The following is a 23,462-nucleotide window of genomic DNA, read 5'->3' on the forward strand; positions in this document are numbered from 1 at the left end:
CGCTATCGTATTTTAGTCTTATTGTTTATATGCGCGCATTATTACAAAGAGTGTTAGAAGCCAAAGTTGTTGTTGATGGTGAAACCACTGGCGAAATTCAAAAAGGAATTTTGGTTTTTCTAGGCTTAGCGAAGGAAGATAATTTTGAAAAAGGTCAAAAATTAATTGATAAAATTTTGAAATATCGTTTCTTTGATGATGAACAAGGCAAAATGGGCTGGAATGTCAGCCAAGCCAATGGCGGGATTTTATTGGTTTCTCAATTCACCTTAATGGCACAAACGCAAAAAGGTTTGCGTCCAGACTTTGGGCCAGCCATGCCGCCCGCTGAAGCTCAGGCACTGTATCAACAATTGGTTGATTATGCTCGATCACAATTTAAAAATGTTGAGACGGGTATTTTCGCAGCGGATATGAAAGTGCATTTGGTCAATGATGGGCCTGTGACCTTTAACTTAGAAGTTGAATAATTAAAAGCTGAATAATCAAAATCTTGAGCTTAATGCCAATGTTTAAATCCTAAAAAGCCCGATCAGATCGGGCTTTTTAGGATTTTCGATTCGCTTAGCGTCCAATCTTCTCTTTTAAGAATTGACGTGCCAATTTAATTTTATCTTTTACTGGTTTTGGAACTTTTGGTGGAATCAGTTTAGCCACTTGGTTAAACCAGACCAACAAACTGAAATCGCCTTCCATTTTGATACTGCCGTTTTGCATACCCGTCATAAAAGCCGTTGGATCGCCTTTTACCAAAGTTTTTACACCTTGCTCACTGTCAGCAAACTGTAAAACAAAATCAGCTTTTTGTTCAGCACCTGAAACTGTATCAATTTGACCATTGTTCACAATAATTTGGCGTGCCACGCCCAAGTCAGTACCAATCTGAATACGGAACTGACGGTCATGGGTCAATTCAATAAATTTTGGACTGGTACGAGCCAATTGTTTCATACGAAGTGCTAAACCCAATACAAGCAAATCCAGTGGATCTGTACTTGCATCAACGATTGGTAACTTCACAACTGGAATTGCAGAAAGTTTCATGACATTTAAGCCTGTTGTTTTTTAAATTAGATTCGAATTTGCTCATCCTAGCATAACTTGTCATTGCGTAGACATGGCTTTCAGAGCAAAGTATAAACTGAAAAAAAGGTATACCATTATGATATACCTTGGAATGTCTAAATTGATTTTTTTCGTGTAATTAAAGTCACTATTGTTATCTTAGCGTTCATATTGACTGAAGTTTTCACTCAAAACTTATTCATCTTCATAGACTGGGGTATGTTCAATATATTGGCGATTTGCCAATGCTTTTTGTGCACGACTGTCTTCACGCAATAAAAGAGCAATCAATGCTGACATCGCCAACATAATCGCGGTTAAATAGCTATATGCGACCGAAATATCAAAGATGTTCTGTACACTATAACGCATTGCTTCCAAGGTGCCCCAGAAGATCATGCCTGCAAACATAAACCCTAACCAATGACGATAAGGGGAAAAGAAAACGGTAGCCAACGCTGCAGCAATTAGACCGAATCCAATCAATGTTGCAAATGTTGTTGATACCATAACAACCTCCGTCAAAATGATGCCTTATAAAAAAACCGTTTAAATAGGTGTTTCACAACAATTTCAAGCTTTATAATTTTTCTTAAATCACCTTATAGAAGCTTATGCTTTGCATTATGTATAGTTTTTAAGAGAAGGAAAGCGCTGTTTTCTGCTTAAACGACACACTTTGTCGCAACATTCATTTGTCATTACATTTTTTAAGAATACTGTTTTTCTCACAATCTAATTACCATCAATCATGCAGTGTCATTACAAAAAAATACACACAGCTTTTAATCCCTGAAAAACTTTTTTTAAGTTCTAAAACGAATATTTTTATCAAGCTGTTTTATTGAGCGCGAATGGCAGCAAAGTGATTCATTTTCAAATAAAAAATAGCGACTTAAAGTCGCTATTTGTCATGATTCTGCAATATAACCCATGTCATTTAAGCACGGGACAAATCTTTATCATGCACGCCTAAAAGATAAAGCACACCATCTAGACCTACACTTGAAATGGCTTGATTGGCATTTTGACGAACCACAGGTTTCGCACGGAATGCGACTCCGAGCCCTGCAATTGAAAGCATCGGCAAATCGTTTGCACCATCTCCAACCGCAATCGCTTGCTCAGGTGAAATCCCCATTTTCCCAGCCAATTCAGTCAAGAGATACGCCTTGCGCGCTCCATCAACGATATGGCCTTTAACCTCACCTGTCACGACACCATTTTCAACATCGAGGATATTGGCATGCACTTCATCAATGCCCAATTTTTCTTGTAGATATTCAGCAAAGTACTGAAAACCACCAGATAAAATCGCAGTTTTATAACCCAGTGATTTTAGTGTCGAGATTAACCGCTCGGCACCTTCTGTCACGGTTAGTCGTTCAGCAATTTGAGGCAATACCGTGGCATCAAGGCCTTTAAGTAACGCAACGCGTGCACGGAAACTTTGTTGAAAATCCAACTCCCCTTGCATTGCACGTTCAGTGATTTCAGCGACTTTATCGCCCACCCCTGCTTCTTTAGCAAGTTCGTCAATCACTTCTTGCTCAATCAAAGTCGAGTCCATGTCGAAGCAGACTAAGCGACGATTACGGCGATAGGCATTGTCTTCCTGCACCGCGACATCAATATTTAATTCAGCAGAAAGCCGTAAACATGCGGCACGCATCGCCTGTGCATCCAGCATTTGCCCACTCAAACCGAATTGAACACATGAACGTTTCAGCCCATCTTGGTGTCCATTACGTTCGGGACGACCCGACAAGCGCGTCACTGTTTCAATGTTAAAACCTTGACTTGAAACAATATTGGTCACCGCTTGCAGATGTTCGGCTGTGAGCTCTGGTGCTAAAGCGGTCACGATATAACGTGTGCGCCCACCTTCACTCACCCATTGGTCATATTCTGCGCCTGAAATCGGCTTAAAACGAACAGTTAAACCAATATCATGTGCTAAAATAAGGATGTCTTTCATGGCTAAAGCTGTTGCAGTTTGATCGTTTGACGACACTACAATACCTAAAGTCAATTGATTATGGATGACCGCCTGTCCTACATCTAATATTTGCAAAGAATGTACGGACAACACTTGCATTAATCGAGTAAACTGATTGGGTTGGTCAGGTCCTAAAAATGAAATAAGAATGATTTCTCGCATGAATTGACTCGGGTCTGAGCTACAACAATTGGAAGAATCATAATCGAAATCGAAATTTTTTGCTTTGGAAGTTTACGTTGAATGCGCCAAGACAAGGGCTATTTGCTAGCCTACTTATTGTAAGTTTTGCATTTCATACCTTTTTATTGGTAGTTGCAACAACACATCAGTTGAATGAAAACCGTGCCAGCCAAGGCCAACTCATGACCAGCCAATTGGTCACGGACAGCCTATCTGAACTCGAACCCGCAAATACGGTGTCATTGGCGCTGTTGGCAAATCGCTATGCGACCAATCCAAGCGTGGCTTCGATTCGAATACTGGATGCTAAAAAACAAGTGCTGGCAACCAGTGGTATGGCAAAAACTCGTCAAGGTGAAGTTTTTGTTCGTGATGCATTACAGAACGAGAAAAAAGTCGGCACTATTGAAATTACCTTGATCAAGCCAAGTATTGGTGAAATTTTACGTACCCAATGGCTGGCTATTTTAGTGTCCTTATTGATTCATACCTTCTTATGGTTGGCCTACCGTGCCATCGCTCGTCCAACACGTAGTGAATATTTGGCTCGCATCAACAATGAAGCCCGTTTAAAACATGAGATTCAACAACTGACAGAAGCACTTGAAGCTGAGAAAGCCAACCGCACGATTGCGATTGCCCAAGCTCAACAACAAGCGCAAGCCAAAGCAAAACCTGAACCCAAAACTCCTGTAACCACGACACTGGAAAATGACCAAGAGATTTTGGCGCTGAATATTCAGTACTATGATCCAAAACAACTGATGAATACGGTCAACCAGTCGGTTTCACTGCCTTATTTTAATTTATGTCAGATTTTTCTGAATAAAAGTATTGAACTTTGCGCACAGCATTTCAAATTGAATGCAAAAGATTTCACCATTCATCAAGAATTTAATCAGAATGGTGCAATCCTGAGTATTAATGCTGAAAAACCCAATGCAGCACAATCTATATTAATGGTTGGTTCGGTATTTCAATTATTGTCAGAAGTTCTGTATAAACGTTACCGTGAAGACAAGCGCTTTGTGTTACAGACGCGTTGTGCGGTCACCACCTCAGTAGAGGCGATGCAACTTGATGCATCTCAAGCTGCTGAGCGCTTGGTGAATCATTTAATTGCCAAAGAAATGGCATTGTATTTAAGCAATGATCAGCTCAAGAATATTGATGATTGTTATCAATTGGTTGCCTTACCAAATCCAACCAATGTGTTGACCCGTCACTCATTTATGATCAATGGTATGAATAATGACTGCGCTGAACTTGCACAAAATATTCGTACTGAGATTTTAAAAGGTAAGAAAAATACACCGAATTCTGAAGCAATCTCAGAGAATTAAATATTTATCATCTATCAAGCCCTCCTCTTTTTTTAAGTGCGAGGGTTTTTCTTTTATTACACTCAATTTCCGATAAGTTAATCTTATTTTTTTCGAAATGAGTGTCTGATCTTTATACTAAATCGCAATGTTTCAATTTTCTTCTCTTTTCATTGCCCTACAAGCTTGTGTATAACTATCTATCTCAAAGGAAGATGATAAGCATAGGCAAAATACGTAAAAACACGTTAGACTATGCTCCGAATGTACTCAATGAAAATGTCATACGACAGAACAAAAAGGTGAAGGTTGATGCCGCTCAATACTGTTGAAGAGCTTGTAGCAGATATCCGTGCAGGTAAAATGGTTATCCTCATGGATGACGAAGATCGTGAAAATGAAGGCGATTTAGTCATTGCTGCAACACACGTACGCCCTGAAGACATCAACTTTATGATCACCCATGCTCGTGGTCTTGTATGCCTAACACTGAGTCGTGACCGCTGTAAGCAACTCGATCTACCATTAATGGTCGACCATAATGGCGCACAACACAGTACAAACTTCACGCTTTCTATTGAAGCGGCAAATGGGATTACCACTGGTATTTCTGCCGCAGAACGTGCCCATACCATTCAAACTGCAGTTGCAGCACATGCCAAACCTGCTGATATTGTACAACCTGGACATATCTTCCCATTGATGGCACAACCAGGTGGTGTATTACACCGTGCTGGGCATACAGAAGCTGGCTGTGACTTATCTCGTTTAGCGGGTTTAGAGCCTGCGTCGGTGATTTGTGAAATTATCAATGAAGATGGCACGATGGCACGTCGTCCAGATCTTGAAGTATTTGCTGAGAAACATGGCTTAAAAATTGGTACAATTGCTGATCTGATTCATTATCGTATGACCAATGAACAAACCGTAGAACGTTTGGATCAACAAAGTATAGATACTGAATACGGTACCTTTGATTTATACCGTTACCGTGAAATTGGTAATCCAGACATTCATTTGGCTTTGGTCAAAGGTGAACCAAAACAAGGGGTGACGACTGTCCGTGTACATGGGTTCAATCCTGTACGTGATTTATTGAAACTCAATAAAAAAGATGGTGAGCCTGCTTGGAACCTTGATAAAGCACTCAAAACGATTGCCGACAGTGATCGAGGGGTTTTGGTCTGGATTGGTCAACGTCATTTATCTGACTTAGGCCCTGCTTTAGCAGAACTTGGTAAGCCAAAACCAACAAAATCAAATGCTGCACTTTCACAGCAATACCAAACGATTGGTGTTGGTGCACAAATTTTACGTGATCTTGGTGTTGAAAAGATGAAACTTCTTAGCTCACCATTACGTTTCAATGCATTATCAGGCTTTAATTTAGAAGTGGTGGAATACATCACTGCTGACCAAAAAACGGGTCAATAATTTTTAATCAGACTGCATTTATTGCTCAATTAGGTTTTTAGTCGGGAAATAAAAGCAGTCGGTACAACCACTTATCTGTTAAATTATCGAGGTTGCCATGGCGATTCGCCGAATTGAAGGTTTATTACATCTCGCGAGCGAAGACCGTTACGCGATTTTAGTTGGTCGTTTTAACAGCTTTGTTGTTGAACATTTATTAGAAGGTGCAATTGATACATTGCATCGTCATGGTGTAAGCGACGATAATATCACTGTCGTTCATGCACCTGGCGCATGGGAACTTCCAGTTGTGGCTAAAAAATTAGCAGCTTCTGGTAAATTCGATGCAGTGATCGCACTTGGCGCAGTGATTCGTGGCAGTACGCCACATTTCGACTTCGTTGCAGGTGAATGTGCCAAAGGTTTAGGTGTAGTTGGTTTAGATACTGGCCTACCTGTAATCAATGGTGTATTGACTACGGATAGTATTGAACAGGCGATTGAACGCTCTGGTACAAAAGCAGGTAATAAAGGTGGTGAAGCTGCCCTTACTGCTATTGAAATGGTTAACCTGTTAAAGGCAATTTAAAGCATGTCGCAAACACTCCAAGCTACTTATGCAGCAAAACGTAAAGCACGTCGCTTTGCTGTACAAGGGATTTATGAATGGCAAATGAGCCACAACCCAGTGCATGAAATTGAAGCACGTACCCGTGTTGAAAACGCAATGCATAAAGTGGATCTCGGCTATTATCATGAGTTGCTCACAGCCGTGATCGCAAACCATGAAGCATTGGATGCTTTACTTGTTCCTGTTCTGGATCGTGAACTGAGTGCATTGGACGGTGTAGAACTTGCTACATTACGTTTAGGTGCATACGAACTCAAAGACCATCTTGAAGTCCCTTATCGAGTTGTACTCGATGAAGCCATTGAGCTGGCAAAACACTTTGGTGGTGCTGACAGTCATAAATACATCAATGGTGTATTAGATCGTTTAGCAACAAGCCTGCGTGAAGCAGAAAAGCAACAAAGTAAATAAGTTGTTTTACATGGCTGAGTTTTCAATTATTGAGACCTATTTCAATCGTCAGCAGCAAACTGATGTTGATCTAGGCGTCGGTGACGACTCAGCTCTGCTCTCCCCGCCTTTGAATCATCAATTGGTGATTTGTACGGATACCCTTGTCGCTGGTCGACATTTTCCGTTAGAAACTTCTCCACATGCCATTGGCTGGAAATCTGTTGCTGTCAATCTGTCAGATATTGCTGCAATGGGTGCAAAACCCCACAGTATTTTACTCGCATTGAGCCTATCCCAAATTGATCATGACTGGCTAAAACAATTTAGTCAGGGTTTATATGATTGTTGCGATCAATTTGGCGTACGTTTAATTGGTGGTGATACCACACAAAGTCCACATCTCACCATTACCGTCACCGCACTGGGCTGGATTGAAACAGGCAAAGCCATTACCCGTTCTGGCGCACAAGTCGATGATTTAATTGTAGTCAGTGGCTCGATTGGTGATGCCGCTTTTGGGCTAAAACATTTAGGACATCCACTACAACAACGTCTAGATTACCCAACACCGCGCTGCGAATTAGGTGCTCTGTTAAAAGACTTGGCGTCCAGTATGATTGATGTTTCAGATGGACTTGCTCAAGATCTCGGGCATATCTTAGATGCCTCGGGTGTCGGTGCAAAAATAGATTTAAATCAACTCCCAATTCATCCAGCTTTAAGGCAGCTCAGCAACAATGAGCAATGGAAATATGCTTTAGCGGGCGGAGATGATTATGAGTTATGCTTTACAATAACTATGCAAAATTATGCTAAACTTTTGCAATTAAAACCAAATGTAACCACTACAATCATCGGCCAAGTTACACAAAAATCTGGGATTGTATTTGAGAAAGATGGCTTAGACCATCCACTTCAACTTCAAGGGTACCAACACTTTGCATAAACCTCCGATTGTCTTTAAAAGTATGACATGGGCTGAACGCTTTATTGTGTTCTGCGGTGTGGGCTTTGGTTCAGGCTTAGCGCCTAAAGCACCAGGTACATTTGGCTCAGCATTTGCGCTTTTGTTTATTCCGATTTGGCTTGCAATTGGTTTTTATGGCTCCATATTGGCCATCATAATCATGTCATTGGTCGGTATTTGGATTTGTGGGAAAACCGCAGAGATTATCCATGTGCATGATGATGGGCGCATTGTTTGGGATGAGTTTGCTGGGCAATCAATCACGTTCCTGCCTTTAATTTATTTAGGACAAATGAATTGGATTTGGGCACTGGTTGGATTTGCACTGTTCCGTTTATTTGATGTCTGGAAACCATGGCCTATTCGTGTCATTGACCAAAAAGTCGATGGTGGCTTTGGGATCATGCTTGACGATATTATTGCAGGCCTCTGGGCAGCAATATGTATCGTGATTTATTTATATTTTAAAATGGCTTAAGCCAGATCTGTTAGGTGTGATATGTCTACAACTGTGATCATTCTTGCTGCAGGTAAAGGAACACGTATGCGTTCTAGTTTACCCAAGGTACTCCAACCTTTAGCAGGACGCCCACTACTCGGTCATGTGATTGAAACAGCAAAACAATTACAAGCAAAAAATATCATTACAATCTTTGGTCACGGTGGTGATCTAGTTCAAAATGCATTTGCACATGAAAATATTCAATGGGTAGAGCAAACCGAACAACTCGGTACGGGTCATGCCGTTAAAGTGACTTTACCTGTTTTGCCCCAAGATGGCATTTCTTTAATCCTTTCTGGTGATGTGCCTTGCGTGCAACAAAGTACCCTACAACGCTTGGTTGATGTATCCAGTCAAACAGGCATCGGTTTAGTCACATTAACGCTTGATGATTCTACTGGCTACGGTCGCATCGTACGTAAGGATGGAAAAATCCAAGCGATTGTTGAACATAAAGATGCTTCTGATGAACAACGTCAAATTAAAGAAATCAACACAGGTATTTACTGTGTCAGCAATGCCAAATTACATGAATGGTTACCTAAACTCAGCAATGACAATGCTCAAGGTGAGTACTACCTCACTGATATCGTGGCAATGGCTTTAGCGGATGGTATGGAAATCGCATCCATTCAACCAGAATTGGCTTTTGAGGTTGAAGGCGTAAATGATCGTATTCAACTTGCAGCATTAGAGCGTGAATTTCAAAATTATCAAGCCAAATTATTGATGCAACAAGGCGTGCATTTGATTGACCCTTCACGTTTTGATTTACGTGGTCAACTCACTGCGGGTACTGACGTTCGTATTGATATTAATGTGATTATTGAAGGTCAATGTACTTTCGGAAATGGCGTTGAAATTGGTGCAGGATGTATTATTAAAAATACCCAAATTGCGGCAGGAACCAAAGTTCAAGCATATAGTGTTTTTGAAGATGCGGTAATTGGTGCAGATGTACACATTGGTCCTTTTGCACGACTACGTCCAGGTGCAAAATTGGCAGATGAAGTTCATATCGGTAACTTTGTTGAAGTGAAAAACACTTCTGTTGGTCTAGGTTCAAAAGCCAATCATTTCACCTATTTAGGCGATGCAGAAATTGGTGCGGGTTCAAACATCGGTGCAGGTACAATTACCTGTAATTATGATGGCGCCAATAAACACAAAACCATCATTGGTGATAATGCCTTTATTGGAACCAACAACTCACTGGTTGCACCGATTAAAATTGGTCATGGCGCAACCACAGGTGCGGGTTCAGTGATTACCCATGATGTAGCAGACAACAGTCTTGCATTTGAACGTGCAAAACAAATTTCGAAAGAAAATTATCAACGTCCCCAAAAGGTCAAGAAATAAGAGGATATTATTATGTGCGGTATTGTTGGTGGCGTTGCTGAACGAAGCATTACAAATATTTTAATTGAAGGCCTAAAACGTCTTGAATATCGTGGTTATGACTCGGCGGGTGTTGCTCTAGTTGATCAGGGGCAAATCTTACGTGAACGTCGTGTTGGTAAAGTTGCAAATTTAGAAGGCGCGGTTGCAGAGTCGAATATTTTAGGTTCTGTGGGTATTGCACACACACGTTGGGCAACCCATGGTAAACCAACTGAAAACAATGCCCATCCGCATATTTCTGGGCATGTTGCAGTGGTACATAACGGTATTATTGAAAATTACCAAGAGCTTAAAGATGATCTTGAAGCTTTGGGTTATGTGTTTACATCTCAAACCGATACTGAAGTCGTTGCTCACTTAATTACTGAAGCACTAAAATCATCGCCAAATTTATTAAAAGCCGTTGAAGAAATCGTACCTCAACTGAAAGGTGCTTATGCACTGGGGATTGTGCATACCGATTATCCAAATGAATTAATTGCTGTTCGTGAAGGCTCACCTTTAGTCATTGGTGTCGGTATTGGTGAGAACTTTATTAGTTCAGACCAATTGGCACTATTACCTGTGACCAACCGTTTTATCTATCTTGAAGAAGGTGATATTGCGCGTTTAACTCGTGAAACGATTGAAGTTTTTGTTAATGATCAATTGGTTGATCGTCCGGTGAAAGAGCTGGATGCAACCGTGAGTAATGCCTCTAAAGGTGAATATAAACACTACATGCTCAAAGAAATTTTTGAGCAACCTGAAGCAATTCAACAAACGATCTCTCAAGCTTTAAATGGCAATACATTACGAGAAGACTTTTTACAAAATGCTGAAATAGATTTTAAAAATGTTCAGCAAGTTCAGGTGCTTGCTTGTGGTACCAGCTACCATGCGGGAATGATTGCAAAATATTGGTTTGAACAACTGATTGATCTGCCTTGCCAAGTTGAAATTGCCAGTGAGTTCCGTTATCGCTCGCCTGTGATTGTAGATAACACCTTGTATGTTTGTATTTCCCAATCAGGTGAAACTGCAGATACCTTGGCTGCATTACGTGATACCCAAAAGCGTGCTAAAGCAAAAGGCTTAAATATCTATACCATGACGATTTGTAATGTCGCGACCTCATCTATGGTTCGTGAAACAAATCATCATTTATTAACCCTAGCTGGTCCTGAAATTGGGGTCGCATCAACCAAAGCATTTACCACACAGCTTGCGGCTTTGATGTTATTGACCCTTAAACTTGGTCAAGTTAAGCAAACCATTTCAGCTGAACGTATTGATGAAATCACTTCCGCATTGTGGCATATCCCTAAAGTCATTTTAGATACCTTACAAAATGATGCAGAAATTTTACGGTTATCTGTTCTGTTCAAAGAGAAACAGCATTGCTTGTTCTTAGGTCGCGGTACAGAATTCCCAATTGCGCTTGAAGGTGCATTAAAACTTAAAGAAATTTCATATATTCATGCCGAAGGTTATGCTGCGGGTGAATTGAAACATGGCCCACTGGCTTTGGTCGACAATGATATGCCTGTGGTGATTCTTGCACCGAATGATGACATGCTGGATAAACTTAAATCCAATATGGAAGAAGTCCAAGCACGTGGTGGTGAACTGTTTGTTTTTGCTGATGAAAATAGCGGTATCGTGGCCAAAGAACGCCAACATGTTGTCTATGTTCCAACGGTCAATACTTGGTTAGCGCCAATCGTTTATAGTGTACCTGTGCAATTGTTGTCTTATCATGTTGCGGTATTACGTGGTACTGACGTTGACCAACCTCGTAATTTAGCAAAATCAGTTACGGTTGAATAATCAATCAGTTACTCATTGAGCATATGTGTATGAAATAAATTAAGTTTTATACACATATCAATAGCTCAAGCAATCCACACAAACCGTGCGCTAAAATTGCATGAATGTGTGGATTTTTTATGCCTGATTTTTATAGATCCATCAATTTAAAAATAACCTAAACACAAACCACCCTCTTAAACTTGAACCAACAAAATCCCTGAGCGAAAAATAGCCTCCTTTTTACTTCGTATCAAAGTAAATAAGCTCGAAAGTGAATCAGTTCGTTTTAAAAACTTTATTTCTATTCTGTTTTATTAAACCTAAGTGCCTTATGGCATCAGTTTTTTAAAATTTTTGATTCACAATGCAATAAAAAATTAACATGAAGCTATTTGACAAAACAAACATATGAACATATATTCATATGTAAATAATCCAATTCAGAGGTCCTTATGGGACACAATCATAATCACCCCCATAATAGCCATAGTGATCACAACCACGCACATGTACCTGAAGCAACTACAGGAAATGAAAGAAAAATTCTGATTTCTTTCTTCATTATTTTCAGTTTTATGCTTGTTGAAGCTGCTGGGGGAATCATATCTGGTTCACTGGCACTGTTAGCTGATGCAGGCCATATGATGACGGATGCACTTGCATTAGGATTAGCATATGCAGCGTTTCGCTTTGGCCGTCGTACTGCGGATAAATCACGTACTTTCGGCTATATGCGCTTTGAAGTAATTGCAGGCCTGATCAATTCTCTAACCTTGTTTGGGATTGTTGGATGGATCGTCTATGAAGCGATTGTACGCTTTCAATCACCTCAACCCGTACTTGCAGGACCGATGTTTATTGTCGCAATTGCTGGTATGTTGGTGAATATCTTTGTTTTATGGTATCTCACACGAGATGATACGGATCATGTAAATATCAAAGGTGCAATTCTGCATGTGATGGGTGACTTATTGGGTTCTGTTGCTGCAATTATCGCTGCAATCGTCATCTGGTACTCAGGCTGGACACCGATTGATCCGATTTTGTCTGTGCTTGTATCATTACTTGTATTGCGCAGTGCATGGTCTTTGTTTAAACAAACCATTCATATTTTATTAGAAGGTGCGCCTGCCAATGCGAATACAACAGATATCACCACTCACTTATTAAAATCCGTTCAAGGCATTCAGAAAATTAGCCATATTCATGTATGGATGATTACTTCAGGAAGAGCAATGGCAACATTACATGTCCAACCTGAAGCAGGTGTTGATATCAAGACACTCACCGAACAAATTGAACATGAATTAAAAACCAAATTTGATATTGAACATCCAACTGTCGCGATTGATTGGCAAGGTGATAGCAGCTGTAGCCTTGAAAAACCGACAAAAATTGATCCTCATGCTGGACATAGTCATTAAGATCAATATGGATCAAGCACAAAATGCCACAAGGTCATTGATTGTTGCCTTGTGGCATCCACATTTTGAAATTCACTTTGCTTTTAATAATCGATTTAAAAAATAGAAAATTTAACCACACTGCTCTTCTGCAATATGTTTTGCCATATCAGACAAAACATGGCTGACATGCGTATCAGCGATTTCATATAAGACTTGTTTGGCCTGACGCTCACTTTTCACCAAGCGTGCTGAACGTAATAAACGTAAATGATGACTAACCAAAGATTGCGACAAATCGAGTGCTTCACAGATATCGCCAACTGGACTAGGTCCACGCATACAGAATAAAAGAATTCTGAGACGTGAGGCATCTCCTAAAAGTCGAAAAGTTTCAGCCAGAATAATAATCTCGTCTTGCGATATTTCTGTTGAGCCGTCTTTAAAAGTCATATATTAATCACAATCGTTGTTCATAATTTTTCATCATAAAAGATTCTACTCTTGTGCTTCTCATAAGGACAAGACTTAATCGCGATAAAGTATTTTTCTGGAGATACGGTTTTATCAAGCTGAAATAAAAAACCAAGACTTTATAAAGATTGGTTGAGTTGTAACTTCAGTTTCTTTCCGCAGGCAATAATGGTTTTTCGATCAGCATCAATTGCGCCATAAGCAATCGCCATTACACGCATTTGCAGGGTAATATCATAATGCGGATAAGAGGCAGTGCGATGAAATAAACGGGCATCGATTTCCAACATTTGCGCAAAGTGATGTAATTCCTCCAGTGTATCTGCCATCAAATGACACCATTCTTGGCCTTTAAAAGGAACTTTTGCACGATCAACATACACGCTCATAACAAGATTCATTTTCCCTATTTCGGAATTGATTATCCCATGAAATTCATACATGATTGAATACAAATTCAAGGTATAGCAAAGCGTCATTTGATGACAAAATATAATGAAAATTTATCCAGCCACACCAATCCATCTCAAGCAACTCAATCAGCTTGCCTGCACCACATATTGCCAACATTTTACTGATCTTTGGTCAGAACAAGGCCTACAAAATTTTCTCAATCAAAATTTTAGTTTAGAAAATTTGTCCGAATCTCTGCGAGATCCTGATCAAGTTTGGCTATTGCTTGAAAATGAACAAGCGCAAATTATTGGATATGCCAAGTTAAATCTCAACCAATATGAACCACATTTAGATATTACTGGTGCAGAATTACAGAAAATTTATTTGCTTGAAAATTCTGTTGGAAAAAATTTTGCATCTACGCTCATGCAAAATGCGATTGATATTGCACGTGAACATCAACAAGCTTCTGTCTTTTTAGAAGTATTGAAAACCAATATACGTGCAAAAAAATTCTATCAAAATTTTGCTTTTACAGAAAAATTAAGCATCGACTTTAAAACCGATTTATATGATATTGGTATGGATTTAATGCAACTCGAATTAACCTCAAGATGATGAAAAAATATCTGATTAGTGCATGTCTTGTGGGTGAAAATGTTCGCTACGATGCCAAGAACTGCCTACAACACAAGCTTAAACAACTGGTAGACAAGCAACAAGCCGTGGTGATTTGCCCTGAAGTTTCAGGTGGCTTAAGCACACCTCGACAGCCCGCTGAAATCGTAGGTGGTGATGGTTATCAAGTTTTAAAAGGACAAGCCAAAGTAAAAGATGCCAATGGTGATGATGTTTCAGCTGAATTTATTTTGGGTGCAGAAAAAACCCTAAAACTTTCCCAATACCATCAAGTTACACATATTATTTTAAAAGCCAACAGTCCTTCTTGTGGTTCACAGATGATTTATGATGGATCATTTTCAGGGCATAAAATATCAGGCAAAGGGGTTACAGCAGCCCTACTTGAACAACATGGCTTTAGTGTACTCACTGAAGATGAGTTTTTAAAACAGTTAGCGCATGAATAAGCACTATAAATAAAAAGAGAGCCAAGGCTCTCTAAATGAAAGGTAAATTTTAAAATAGTATTATTGTTTATTTTCAGCCATTTTATCTGCTTTCGCTGCCCAATAGGTGGCTAAAACAGGCCCAGAAATATTATGCCATAAACTAAAAATAGCACTTGGCACTGCGGTTATTGGAGATGCTGCAAAATGTATTGCCGCTAAGGTCACACCTAAACCAGAATTTTGCATCCCCACTTCAATCGCAACAGCTTTAGAGTCAGGATAAGATAGGTTGAATAGACGACTTGCCCAATAGCCTAATAAAAAGCCTAAACCATTATGTAAAATCACCACACCCAAAATCAGCAAGCCCGATTGCAAAATTGAAGCCTTACTGGCTGCAATAATTGCTGCCACGATCACCACAATGGCAACCACAGAGATCAAAGGCATCACTTGAATATATTGCTCGGTCTTTTGTTTAAATAGGCTTCTTAAAATCACGCCCAAAATAATTGGAAAAATCACCACTTTAAGAATATCGATAAACATTGAACCCGCATCAATCGGAATCCACTGGCTGGCTAACACATAGAATATCGCAGGTGTCAAAATAGGCGCTAAAAACGTTGAAACAGATGTACATGTGACGGATAAAGCAGTATTTCCTTTGGCCATATAGGTGATGACATTGGATGCTGTCCCTCCGGGGCAACAGCCGACAAGGATTACCCCTACCGCAATTTCGGGTGGTAAATTAAAAACTTTACAGAGAAAGAATGCCACACTGGGCATCACCACAAAATGTGCAACGACACCGATCACAACTGCTTTGGGATTTGACAAGACATTCTTAAATTCGTCCACGGTCATGGTCATGCCCATTCCCAGCATGATAATCCCTAAAACCCATGGAATATATGCTTTCATCCAGACAAATGCCGCTGGAAAACATAAGGCAATAAAGGCAAATACCACAACCCACAGGGCAAAAGTTTTTTGTACAAACTGACTAAAACGTAAAATTGCTGACATTGTCCTTACCCAAGCAGATTGAGGATTTCGGCTTATCTTAAAGCAAGATGTTTTAAAGCAGTAATATTTCTCAAATGCTGCAAGTCTTAATACTTATGCTGCGTTGAAAATCTCTTTTGAGATCAGGCGTTTTACACCCACAGCCAGCATTTCCTGCCATGCGTGTTGTAAAGAACCCTGTAAATCAATTGCTTTGGTCGCGTCCGAAATCACAAAGGCTTTAAAGCCTAACTTGGCGGCATCCATCGCCGTCCATGCGACACAGAAGTCTGTTGCAATCCCGACAATATACACCGTATCTATACCACGCTCTTTAAGATAGCCCGCCAAGCCTGTAGTGGTTTTATGATCGGCTTCCATAAAGGCTGAATAGCTGTCAATTTGAGAACGAAAGCCTTTACGAATGATCAGTTGAGCAGTTGGTATGTTTAGATCAGGATGAAATTCAGCATCTTTACTCCCTTGTACACAGTGTGATGGCCACAATACTTGCGGACCGTAATCTAACTGAATCAGCTCATAAGCTTTACGGTTGGGATGATTCTCAACAAATGAAATATGGTTTTCAGGGTGCCAATCTTGAGTCAATACAATATTGTCAAAATGTCGTGCCAATTGATTGATGGTTGGAATAATTTGCTCAGCATGGGCAACTTCTAAATTTCCCCCTGAAGTGAAACCATTTTGTACATCAACAACGATCAAGGCGCTACGCTCAGATTGCAACATTTCCCTACCCTTATATTGGCCAAATGACTATTATTTTAATCGTAAAAATTTAAATACTCGATGACTCAACATACAATAAAAAAGCCTACATTTGCGAGCATCTTATCAAAATCAATCGTGAAATCATCTAGAACGGTTCGCTAGATTCTAAACGGCGAGACTCAGCCGCCCAATAGAAAATTATTTTCTAGCGAGGATAGATTTTACCCTGCATTTGGATTAAAACTGCATGCCGGTCATGTTTGATAAAAAACTGAAAATTAAAAAAATTGCTTGGAAATGTGAGTGATTTGTTGCTTTTGTTAAAGAATTTCCAAGCTTTGACTAAAGCATATTGTTCTGACACGCTGAATCAGTCATAATTTGCATAAGCATTAGGCAATCTTTAAGATGATTGTTTCACGCTCAAATCAAAATACTGCAACCATCCCAATCCTTGTTTACTCAAACGCATGTGGATGGAAAAATAGGATATTTTTTTAAAATGACTCAGCAAGCACAGACCATTCAAGGCTCAATTGTCGCAATCGTCACCCCTATGTTTGAAGATGGCAGCGTAGATTGGAAGGGTCTCGAGAAGCTCGTTGAGTGGCACATAGAACAAGGCACTAATAGTATTGTTGCTGTCGGTACAACTGGCGAAGCATCTACTCTTAGCATGGCAGAACACACAGAAGTAATTAAAGAAATTATCCGTGTTGCCAATAAACGTATTCCAATTATTGCCGGTACTGGTGCAAACTCGACACACGAAGCGATTGAACTCACCAAAGAAGCCAAACAACTCGGCGCAGATGCCGCACTTTTAGTTACTCCTTATTATAACAAACCAACGCAAGAAGGTTTATTCCAACACTATAAGGCAGTTGCTGAAGCTGTTGATTTACCTATCATTCTTTACAACGTACCTGGTCGTACTGGTGTAGATCTGCACAACGACACCGCAATTCGTTTAGCAGATATTCCTCAAATCGTAGGAATTAAAGATGCGACTGGCGATGTTCCCCGTGGTAAAGAGCTGATTGATGGCTTAAAAGGTAAAAACATGGTGGTGTATTCAGGTGATGATGCGACTGCGAGTGAATTGATTCAGTTAGGCGCCCACGGCAATATTTCAGTAACAGCAAATATTGCACCAAAAATCATGAGCGAACTTTGTGCTGCTGCAATTGCAGGTGATGCTGCAACAGCGAAAAGCAAAGATGACCAAGTTGCAAAATTAAACAATATTCTATTTTGCGAATCGAACCCAATTCCAGTGAAATGGGCACTTCATGAAATGGAATTAATTGGTACTGGCATTCGCTTACCATTAACTCCCCTAGCAGAACAATACCGTGCACCACTGCGTGAAGAACTCAAAGCAGTGGGTCTCATTTAATAAGAGCTTAGTATTATGCAATTACGTTTAGGTTTAACTCTTGCCATTTCAGCTTTAAGCTTGGCGGGTTGTAGTTCCCTTGGAATCAGTAATGGTTCTTTAGATTATAAAAACACGACCACTGTAGAGCCACTTAGCTACCCTGAAGGTTCAACAGTTAGACCTGCAACGCCAATGTATCCAGCTCCTATTGTTGACCCTCTTGCACTTCAGCATGCACCAAAATTTGAAAATAAACGAGGCAACCGTTACGAAGTTCCTCGTCCAGATGTTGCTCAAATCAGTGCACCTGCTGATGAAGTTTCTGCATCAACTGAAAGTGTTGGTCGTCCTCAAATTTTAACTGATGGAAATGGCAATCCACTGATCAAAATTGATGGAAATTCTGCTACAATTTGGCAGTACGCACTTGCGACCCTCAGTAGCTTAAATCATAAGGTTATCGGCCAAAGCAAAAATGCCAATGAGGCAACTGTAAAAATCGATAATTCAACTTATGTATTGAAACTTAATTCTGTAGGTTCAAGTAACACACTTGCTGTGTTTAACGCCGATAATAGCTTTGCAGACAAAGAAAAAGCTGCAGAACTATTAACCCAGATTTACCAAAACTGGCCAGCCTAGTCGTTCTAGGCAATTTTTTTTTGCAAAAGGTTCCCCCATGTTAAAACAAACCTTGCTCTATACTGGTAAAGCGAAATCTGTTTATGAAACAGATAGCGCGGATCATCTAATTCTAGTTTTCCGTGACGATGCTTCTGCATTTAATGGCGAAAAAATAGAGCAACTAGACCGTAAAGGTAAGGTGAACAACCGTTTTAATGCCTTTATCATGGAAAAACTGGCTGCAGCTGGTATTGAAACACACTTCGAAAAACTTCTTTCTCCAACTGAAGTTTTAGTGAAAAAATTGCAAATGATCCCTGTTGAATGTGTAATGCGTAATTATGCTGCAGGTTCATTATGCCGTCGTTTGGGTGTTGAAGAAGGTTTAGAGCTTGTTCCACCAACATTTGAATTGTTCTTCAAAGATGACGCTTTAGGCGATCCTATGGTGAACGAGTCTCAAGCAATTGCATTGGGTTGGGCAAATGCTGAACAATTGGCGCAAATGAAAGAATTGACTCAAAAAGTCAATGTTGTGCTGAAAGATTTATTCGCTCAAGGCAACATGCTTCTTGTTGATTTTAAACTTGAATTTGGCGTGTTCCATGACCGTATCGTTTTGGGTGACGAATTCTCTCCAGACGGTTGCCGTCTATGGGATAAAGACACCAAGAAAAAACTCGACAAAGACCGTTTCCGTCAAGGTTTAGGTGGTGTTGTTGAAGCTTATGAAGAAGTGGCTACTCGCATTGGTGTAGATCTTTCAGATATCTAATTTTAGATACTGATTCTTCAAAAACCGAGCTTTTTAGCTCGGTTTGTTATTTTAAGATGCTGATTTTTCTAATAGGTAATCATATAAATTTTCACCAGCTTTTTTCTGAAAGCGGTTTTCAAATAAAGGCACTAAAAACTCAGGATTAATTTGTGGGAAACTGATGTCCTCAAAATCTTCATCGGATGAGTCTGCATATTGAATAATGACAATAATTTCTTCACCCTGTTGGTTTTTTAATTTTCCTTGTGTTCTTAAATCTTGTAATGCTTGAATAATGGTCTTTTGATAGTGCGCTTGCAATTCGCTATATTGCTCATCTGTATAATCCTCTCCCAAGTCCTGATACAAAGCCGTGATTGCATCGTGAACACGATTATTGGCAGTACTTGAACAACTCCATTCTGAAATCCACCATGCTTCATAGACGTCTTCAAAGGTTTTTAATTGTTCTAATGTGCATCCTACATAAAAGAAACCACAGAAATCCTCAACCATTCCCAAACCAATAGCACATAAATGCTGATCTTGTGTAAGCTGCTGAATCTCAGCGAAAGCATCTTGAATGTCTTGGTAAATCACTGAATATAAATGCTCTTTATTCATCATCATGTTCTTATCATTCACAATTTCAATGCAGAGTTTACTATCAAAGCATAAATTCTGTATATAAACCATTCGCTTATGTTGGCATTTAGCATTCGTAAAAAATTGAGCAATCGACGACTTAAAAATACTGTAAATTATTTTTGAAAAAGCGTTGCGATGAAACTTTAAACATTAAAACTTGACCTTACAATTATGGTAAGGTTTATCTTAAGTTTAAGTCTTCTTAGAGCAGGGTGAGATATGGAATTTTATATTGAAAATATGACCTGTGGTGGTTGTGCACGTGGTGTAACCAAAGCAATTCAATCTGTAGATGAAAATGCTAAGGTGATTGCCGATCCACCAAGTCACAGTGTTAAAGTTGAAACAACAGCAACACAGCAACAAGTGGTTGATGCTTTATCAGAAGCGGGCTTTCCTCCACGCTAAGCTGATTGGATAAAGTGAAAAGGGCTATCAATTTAAGGTAGCCCTTTTGCATTAAAGCAAATATAAACTGATCAAACTGGGCTCTGTCATCACAGTTATATGTCTGTATAGCACTGATCAAACCCAGCTTTTACTGATGTAAATCGTTGATCATTACTATATTTCATCAACTTGATTCAATATCATCACCTCATCACTGAGCTGTTTAAAATTATATGCTTTATCAATAATTTCAAAAGATTGTGTATCAAACTTCCTATAAAACATCACATGCTAAAATCTAGATTTCTAAACTGAGAACACTTTAAATAACCATACACTTTGCAGATTTTATTCTATTTATATTTTTAAAAGTTGTTTTCTAAATAATCTCAAGCTCACTATGATCACAACAAACCGTTACAAAAAGAGCTACAAAATAGAGTTATGCGTACATTATCAAACCGATATTCATTAAGCCTGACCGCCAGCTTAGTTTTTACATTTCTGTATCCACATGCCTACGCTGCGGAACAGATTCCAGCCAATCAAGAAGTTAAAACACTTGATACCATTGTTGTCACAGGTACCCGTTCGCTAAAACGTTCTAAAACAGATTCCTTACAACCGATTGATGTGATTAGTGCAGCGGAATTGACAGAACGTACAGGTTCAAGTGAGTTAGGTACGGCGCTGGCTAAAATTATCCCCTCGATTAACTTTCCTCGTCCAACCGTTGTCGATGGAACAGAACTCGTTCGCCCAGTGCAACTAAAAGGGCTTTCTCCTGATCAAGTTTTGGTTTTAGTGAATGGCAAACGTCGCCATACAGGGGCATTTATTAACCTTGGGGGCACCATTGGACGCGGTTCGGCACCGACCGATTTAAATGCCATTCCGATTTCTGCTATCAGCCGTATTGAAGTACTTAGAGAAGGTGCGTCTGCTCGCTATGGTTCAGATGCAATTGCTGGTGTCGTCAACATTATCTTAAAGTCTGATCCTAAAACAGGTGATGCAGGTATTCGCTACGGTATTTATGACAAAGGTGATGGTGAACAAAAACAATCCTATGTTTCGGGCGGTACTCAACTGGGCAATTATGGTTATGCCATTTTTTCTGGTGAATGGCAGGACAATGAAGCAACCAATCGCGCAGGTTTAGACCTTCGTGATCCAAACGCCACTACATACGGACAAAGAACTTTTCGTTTTGGTGATCCAAAATCAGATGAGGTAAAAGCTTCTGTTAATGCTGGTTTTGACCTTAGTGATACTGTTGAATTATATGGTTTTTCAACCTATAGCCATCGTAATGCAGAAACTGCTGGGTTCTATCGTTTGAGTAATGCCTCGAACAATGTACCTGCATTATTTCCAAATGGTTATTTACCGCTGATTCGCGGTCAATTAGATGACTTTAGTGCCGTTGCAGGCTTACGTGGGGAAGTCGCAGATTGGCGCTATGATGTTTCAGCCAATTATGGCTTAAACCAATATGATGTAAATACAAAAACCATCAATGTCGATCTATACAAAGATACAGGTTCAACACCAAATTCATTCCATAATGGACAGTTAAAGAATACTCAAGCTGTTTATAATATTGATCTGTCAAAAGAATTTGAGATCTCTGCTTTTGCAAGTCCATTAAATGTCGCGTTTGGTGCTCAATATTTAAATCAACAATATCAAATCAAAGCAGGCAATCCGGCCTCTTATTATAAAAGTGGTTCTTCAGGTTTATCAGGCTTTCGTCAAGCAGATGCCGGGAAATGGACACGTGACAGTTATGCAGGATATCTTGATTTAGAAACAGATATTACCCAAAAACTTTCAGCATCTACAGCCTATCGTTATGAGAAATATGATGACTTTGGTGACACCAATAATGCATCTCTTTCATTACGTTATAAGCTTTTACCTCAAGTTGCGGTACGTGGCTCAGTTTCTACAGGCTTTCGCGCACCGAGTCTGGCACAACAATATTTCACCCAAACTTCTTCGCAATTGGTCAATGGACAGTTTGTTGAGGCTGGAACATTTCCAAGTTCTTCACAAGTTGCACAATTGCTCGGCGCAGAAGACTTAAAAGCTGAAAAATCAAAGAACTATAGCCTTGGCTTGGTATTTACCCCGACTAAAAACCTATATGTGACTTTGGATGCCTACCAAATTGATATTGATGACCGCATTAGCTTATCTTCAAATATCAATGCCAGCAGCCCCGCTGTTCGCGCTTATTTGGTATCTAAAGGGATTACCGATACCAATTTCAGCACGGTTCGTTTCTTTAATAATGCCAGTAATACTCGCACTCGTGGTGTAGATTTAGTTGCCAATTACCAATGGCAAAACCTGCCTTATGGCGAGTTAACCACATCTTTGGCTTATAATTTTAATCGCAATAAAGTCACCGATGTCGATAAAAACCCTGAGATTTTAAATGCCTTGGGTGTCAACCTCACCCGTTTAGACCGTCGTGAACAATATGGTCTATTGGCAGGAAGCACGCCTGAACATAAGTTCAGTTTAGCCAATGATTATAAAATTGGAAATTTTGGTATCAATACCAATATCACACGTTATGGTAGCTTCGAAACTTACAGTAACTCAGGTGCTGCCAGTGATCAGAAATTTTCTGCAAAATGGCTGTTGGATTTAGCACTGACATACCAATTAAACAATTGGAAATTTACTGTTGGGGGAGACAACATTACCAATGTTTATCCTGATAAAGATGTTTATGACATCAACAAACCTACTGGCGGAAGTTTGCAATACAGCCAGTTCTCACCGTTTGGTTTTAATGGTGCGTTCTATTACGGCAAAATTAATTATAAGTGGTAGGGGTTAAAGTTAACCAAGGGCTTAAAACCGAGTTGAATGGCTCGGTTTTTTTATGTGTG

At 39.7% G+C, this 23,462-nt stretch carries 25 protein-coding genes; 17 read left to right on the top strand and 8 right to left on the bottom strand.

Annotated elements, in window-relative coordinates:
* Positions 1-29: 29 nt before the first annotated feature.
* Positions 30-470 carry a D-aminoacyl-tRNA deacylase gene (dtd, locus tag FY049_RS15870; RefSeq protein ID WP_004818319.1) on the top strand — a complete coding sequence of 147 codons (441 nt, stop codon included), beginning with the start codon at positions 30-32 and terminating at the stop codon, positions 468-470.
* Between the two features lie 94 nt (positions 471-564).
* Here the strand turns inward: dtd and FY049_RS15875 are convergent, their stop codons facing one another.
* The 3 genes from FY049_RS15875 to serB form a co-directional block, all read right to left on the bottom strand.
* On the bottom strand, positions 565-1,044 hold the full coding sequence (locus FY049_RS15875) for an SCP2 sterol-binding domain-containing protein (protein WP_004718739.1): 480 nt from the start codon (positions 1,042-1,044) through the stop codon (positions 565-567).
* Between the two features lie 216 nt (positions 1,045-1,260).
* Positions 1,261-1,575, bottom strand: coding sequence for a ciprofloxacin tolerance protein AciT (gene aciT / locus FY049_RS15880; RefSeq protein WP_004818318.1), 315 nt, complete (start codon positions 1,573-1,575; stop codon positions 1,261-1,263).
* 430 nt (positions 1,576-2,005) lie between these two features.
* The gene (gene serB, locus FY049_RS15885) at positions 2,006-3,226 is read right to left on the bottom strand and encodes a phosphoserine phosphatase SerB (RefSeq protein WP_004718743.1); all 1,221 of its coding nucleotides are present in this window, start codon (positions 3,224-3,226) and stop codon (positions 2,006-2,008) included.
* A 77-nt stretch (positions 3,227-3,303) separates the two neighbouring features.
* Here serB and FY049_RS15890 point away from each other — a divergent pair, with 77 nt between their 5' ends.
* The 9 genes from FY049_RS15890 (at position 3,304) to FY049_RS15930 (ending at position 13,094) form a co-directional block, all read left to right on the top strand.
* Positions 3,304-4,590 (top strand): hypothetical protein, encoded by a 1,287-nt coding sequence (locus tag FY049_RS15890; RefSeq protein WP_446083998.1) that lies wholly within the window; start codon positions 3,304-3,306, stop codon positions 4,588-4,590.
* 291 nt (positions 4,591-4,881) lie between these two features.
* A complete protein-coding gene (gene ribBA / locus FY049_RS15895) occupies positions 4,882-6,003 on the top strand; it encodes a bifunctional 3,4-dihydroxy-2-butanone-4-phosphate synthase/GTP cyclohydrolase II (protein WP_004818315.1) in 1,122 nt (373 codons plus the stop codon).
* Between the two features lie 97 nt (positions 6,004-6,100).
* Positions 6,101-6,571, top strand: a complete 471-nt coding sequence (gene ribH, locus FY049_RS15900; protein ID WP_004718750.1) for a 6,7-dimethyl-8-ribityllumazine synthase — start codon at positions 6,101-6,103, stop codon at positions 6,569-6,571.
* A 3-nt stretch (positions 6,572-6,574) separates the two neighbouring features.
* The gene (nusB, locus tag FY049_RS15905) at positions 6,575-7,024 is read left to right on the top strand and encodes a transcription antitermination factor NusB (RefSeq protein WP_004718751.1); all 450 of its coding nucleotides are present in this window, start codon (positions 6,575-6,577) and stop codon (positions 7,022-7,024) included.
* 10 nt (positions 7,025-7,034) lie between these two features.
* Positions 7,035-7,952, top strand: coding sequence for a thiamine-phosphate kinase (gene thiL, locus FY049_RS15910; RefSeq protein WP_056517071.1), 918 nt, complete (start codon positions 7,035-7,037; stop codon positions 7,950-7,952).
* Positions 7,953-7,974: 22 nt separating this feature from the next.
* Positions 7,975-8,451, top strand: a complete 477-nt coding sequence (locus FY049_RS15915; protein ID WP_016539097.1) for a phosphatidylglycerophosphatase A family protein — start codon at positions 7,975-7,977, stop codon at positions 8,449-8,451.
* A 21-nt stretch (positions 8,452-8,472) separates the two neighbouring features.
* Complete coding sequence (gene glmU / locus FY049_RS15920) at positions 8,473-9,837, top strand: bifunctional UDP-N-acetylglucosamine diphosphorylase/glucosamine-1-phosphate N-acetyltransferase GlmU (protein WP_004718759.1); 1,365 nt, start codon at positions 8,473-8,475, stop codon at positions 9,835-9,837.
* Positions 9,838-9,849: 12 nt separating this feature from the next.
* Complete coding sequence (gene glmS, locus FY049_RS15925) at positions 9,850-11,688, top strand: glutamine--fructose-6-phosphate transaminase (isomerizing) (protein ID WP_262782080.1); 1,839 nt, start codon at positions 9,850-9,852, stop codon at positions 11,686-11,688.
* A gap of 434 nt (positions 11,689-12,122) precedes the next feature.
* Positions 12,123-13,094, top strand: a complete 972-nt coding sequence (locus tag FY049_RS15930; RefSeq protein WP_224964524.1) for a cation diffusion facilitator family transporter — start codon at positions 12,123-12,125, stop codon at positions 13,092-13,094.
* A 111-nt stretch (positions 13,095-13,205) separates the two neighbouring features.
* On the opposite strand, the gene FY049_RS15935 is transcribed toward FY049_RS15930, so the two are convergent.
* Positions 13,206-13,526 (bottom strand): ArsR/SmtB family transcription factor, encoded by a 321-nt coding sequence (locus FY049_RS15935; protein ID WP_004718782.1) that lies wholly within the window; start codon positions 13,524-13,526, stop codon positions 13,206-13,208.
* A 140-nt stretch (positions 13,527-13,666) separates the two neighbouring features.
* Positions 13,667-13,936, bottom strand: a complete 270-nt coding sequence (locus FY049_RS15940; protein ID WP_209828378.1) for a DUF4031 domain-containing protein — start codon at positions 13,934-13,936, stop codon at positions 13,667-13,669.
* A gap of 106 nt (positions 13,937-14,042) precedes the next feature.
* On the opposite strand from FY049_RS15940, the gene FY049_RS15945 reads away from it, so the two are divergent.
* Together FY049_RS15945 and FY049_RS15950 are read left to right on the top strand one after the other, a co-directional pair.
* Positions 14,043-14,561, top strand: coding sequence for a GNAT family N-acetyltransferase (locus tag FY049_RS15945; RefSeq protein WP_262782083.1), 519 nt, complete (start codon positions 14,043-14,045; stop codon positions 14,559-14,561).
* On the top strand, positions 14,558-15,031 hold the full coding sequence (locus tag FY049_RS15950; protein ID WP_262782084.1) for a DUF523 domain-containing protein: 474 nt from the start codon (positions 14,558-14,560) through the stop codon (positions 15,029-15,031). Before FY049_RS15945 ends, FY049_RS15950 begins: the two co-directional genes overlap by 4 nt.
* 60 nt (positions 15,032-15,091) lie before the next feature.
* Here FY049_RS15950 and FY049_RS15955 read toward each other — a convergent pair whose 3' ends face one another.
* The gene (locus FY049_RS15955) at positions 15,092-16,045 is read right to left on the bottom strand and encodes a bile acid:sodium symporter family protein (protein WP_004718792.1); all 954 of its coding nucleotides are present in this window, start codon (positions 16,043-16,045) and stop codon (positions 15,092-15,094) included.
* Positions 16,046-16,138: 93 nt separating this feature from the next.
* Positions 16,139-16,774: a bifunctional nicotinamidase/pyrazinamidase gene (gene pncA / locus FY049_RS15960; RefSeq protein ID WP_262782085.1), complete on the bottom strand. Its 636-nt coding sequence runs from the start codon at positions 16,772-16,774 to the stop codon at positions 16,139-16,141.
* A gap of 484 nt (positions 16,775-17,258) precedes the next feature.
* On the opposite strand from pncA, the gene dapA reads away from it, so the two are divergent.
* The 3 genes from dapA to purC are packed head-to-tail and all read left to right on the top strand — an operon-like array spanning position 17,259 to position 19,536.
* A complete protein-coding gene (gene dapA / locus FY049_RS15965; RefSeq protein ID WP_004718795.1) occupies positions 17,259-18,155 on the top strand; it encodes a 4-hydroxy-tetrahydrodipicolinate synthase in 897 nt (298 codons plus the stop codon).
* Positions 18,156-18,170: 15 nt separating this feature from the next.
* A complete protein-coding gene (locus FY049_RS15970) occupies positions 18,171-18,779 on the top strand; it encodes a hypothetical protein (RefSeq protein WP_004718797.1) in 609 nt (202 codons plus the stop codon).
* A gap of 37 nt (positions 18,780-18,816) precedes the next feature.
* Entirely contained in the window at positions 18,817-19,536 is a 720-nt protein-coding gene (purC, locus tag FY049_RS15975) for a phosphoribosylaminoimidazolesuccinocarboxamide synthase (protein WP_004818291.1), read from the top strand.
* A gap of 51 nt (positions 19,537-19,587) precedes the next feature.
* Here purC and FY049_RS15980 read toward each other — a convergent pair whose 3' ends face one another.
* Positions 19,588-20,148, bottom strand: a complete 561-nt coding sequence (locus FY049_RS15980) for a DUF4303 domain-containing protein (RefSeq protein ID WP_262782087.1) — start codon at positions 20,146-20,148, stop codon at positions 19,588-19,590.
* 237 nt (positions 20,149-20,385) lie between these two features.
* On the opposite strand from FY049_RS15980, the gene FY049_RS15985 reads away from it, so the two are divergent.
* Positions 20,386-20,574 carry a heavy-metal-associated domain-containing protein gene (locus tag FY049_RS15985; protein WP_004818287.1) on the top strand — a complete coding sequence of 63 codons (189 nt, stop codon included), beginning with the start codon at positions 20,386-20,388 and terminating at the stop codon, positions 20,572-20,574.
* Between the two features lie 426 nt (positions 20,575-21,000).
* Entirely contained in the window at positions 21,001-23,403 is a 2,403-nt protein-coding gene (locus FY049_RS15990; RefSeq protein WP_262782088.1) for a TonB-dependent receptor plug domain-containing protein, read from the top strand.
* The last annotated feature ends 59 nt before the right edge of the window (positions 23,404-23,462 follow it).

It is taken from the genome of Acinetobacter sp. 1125_18A (genome assembly GCF_052824985.1).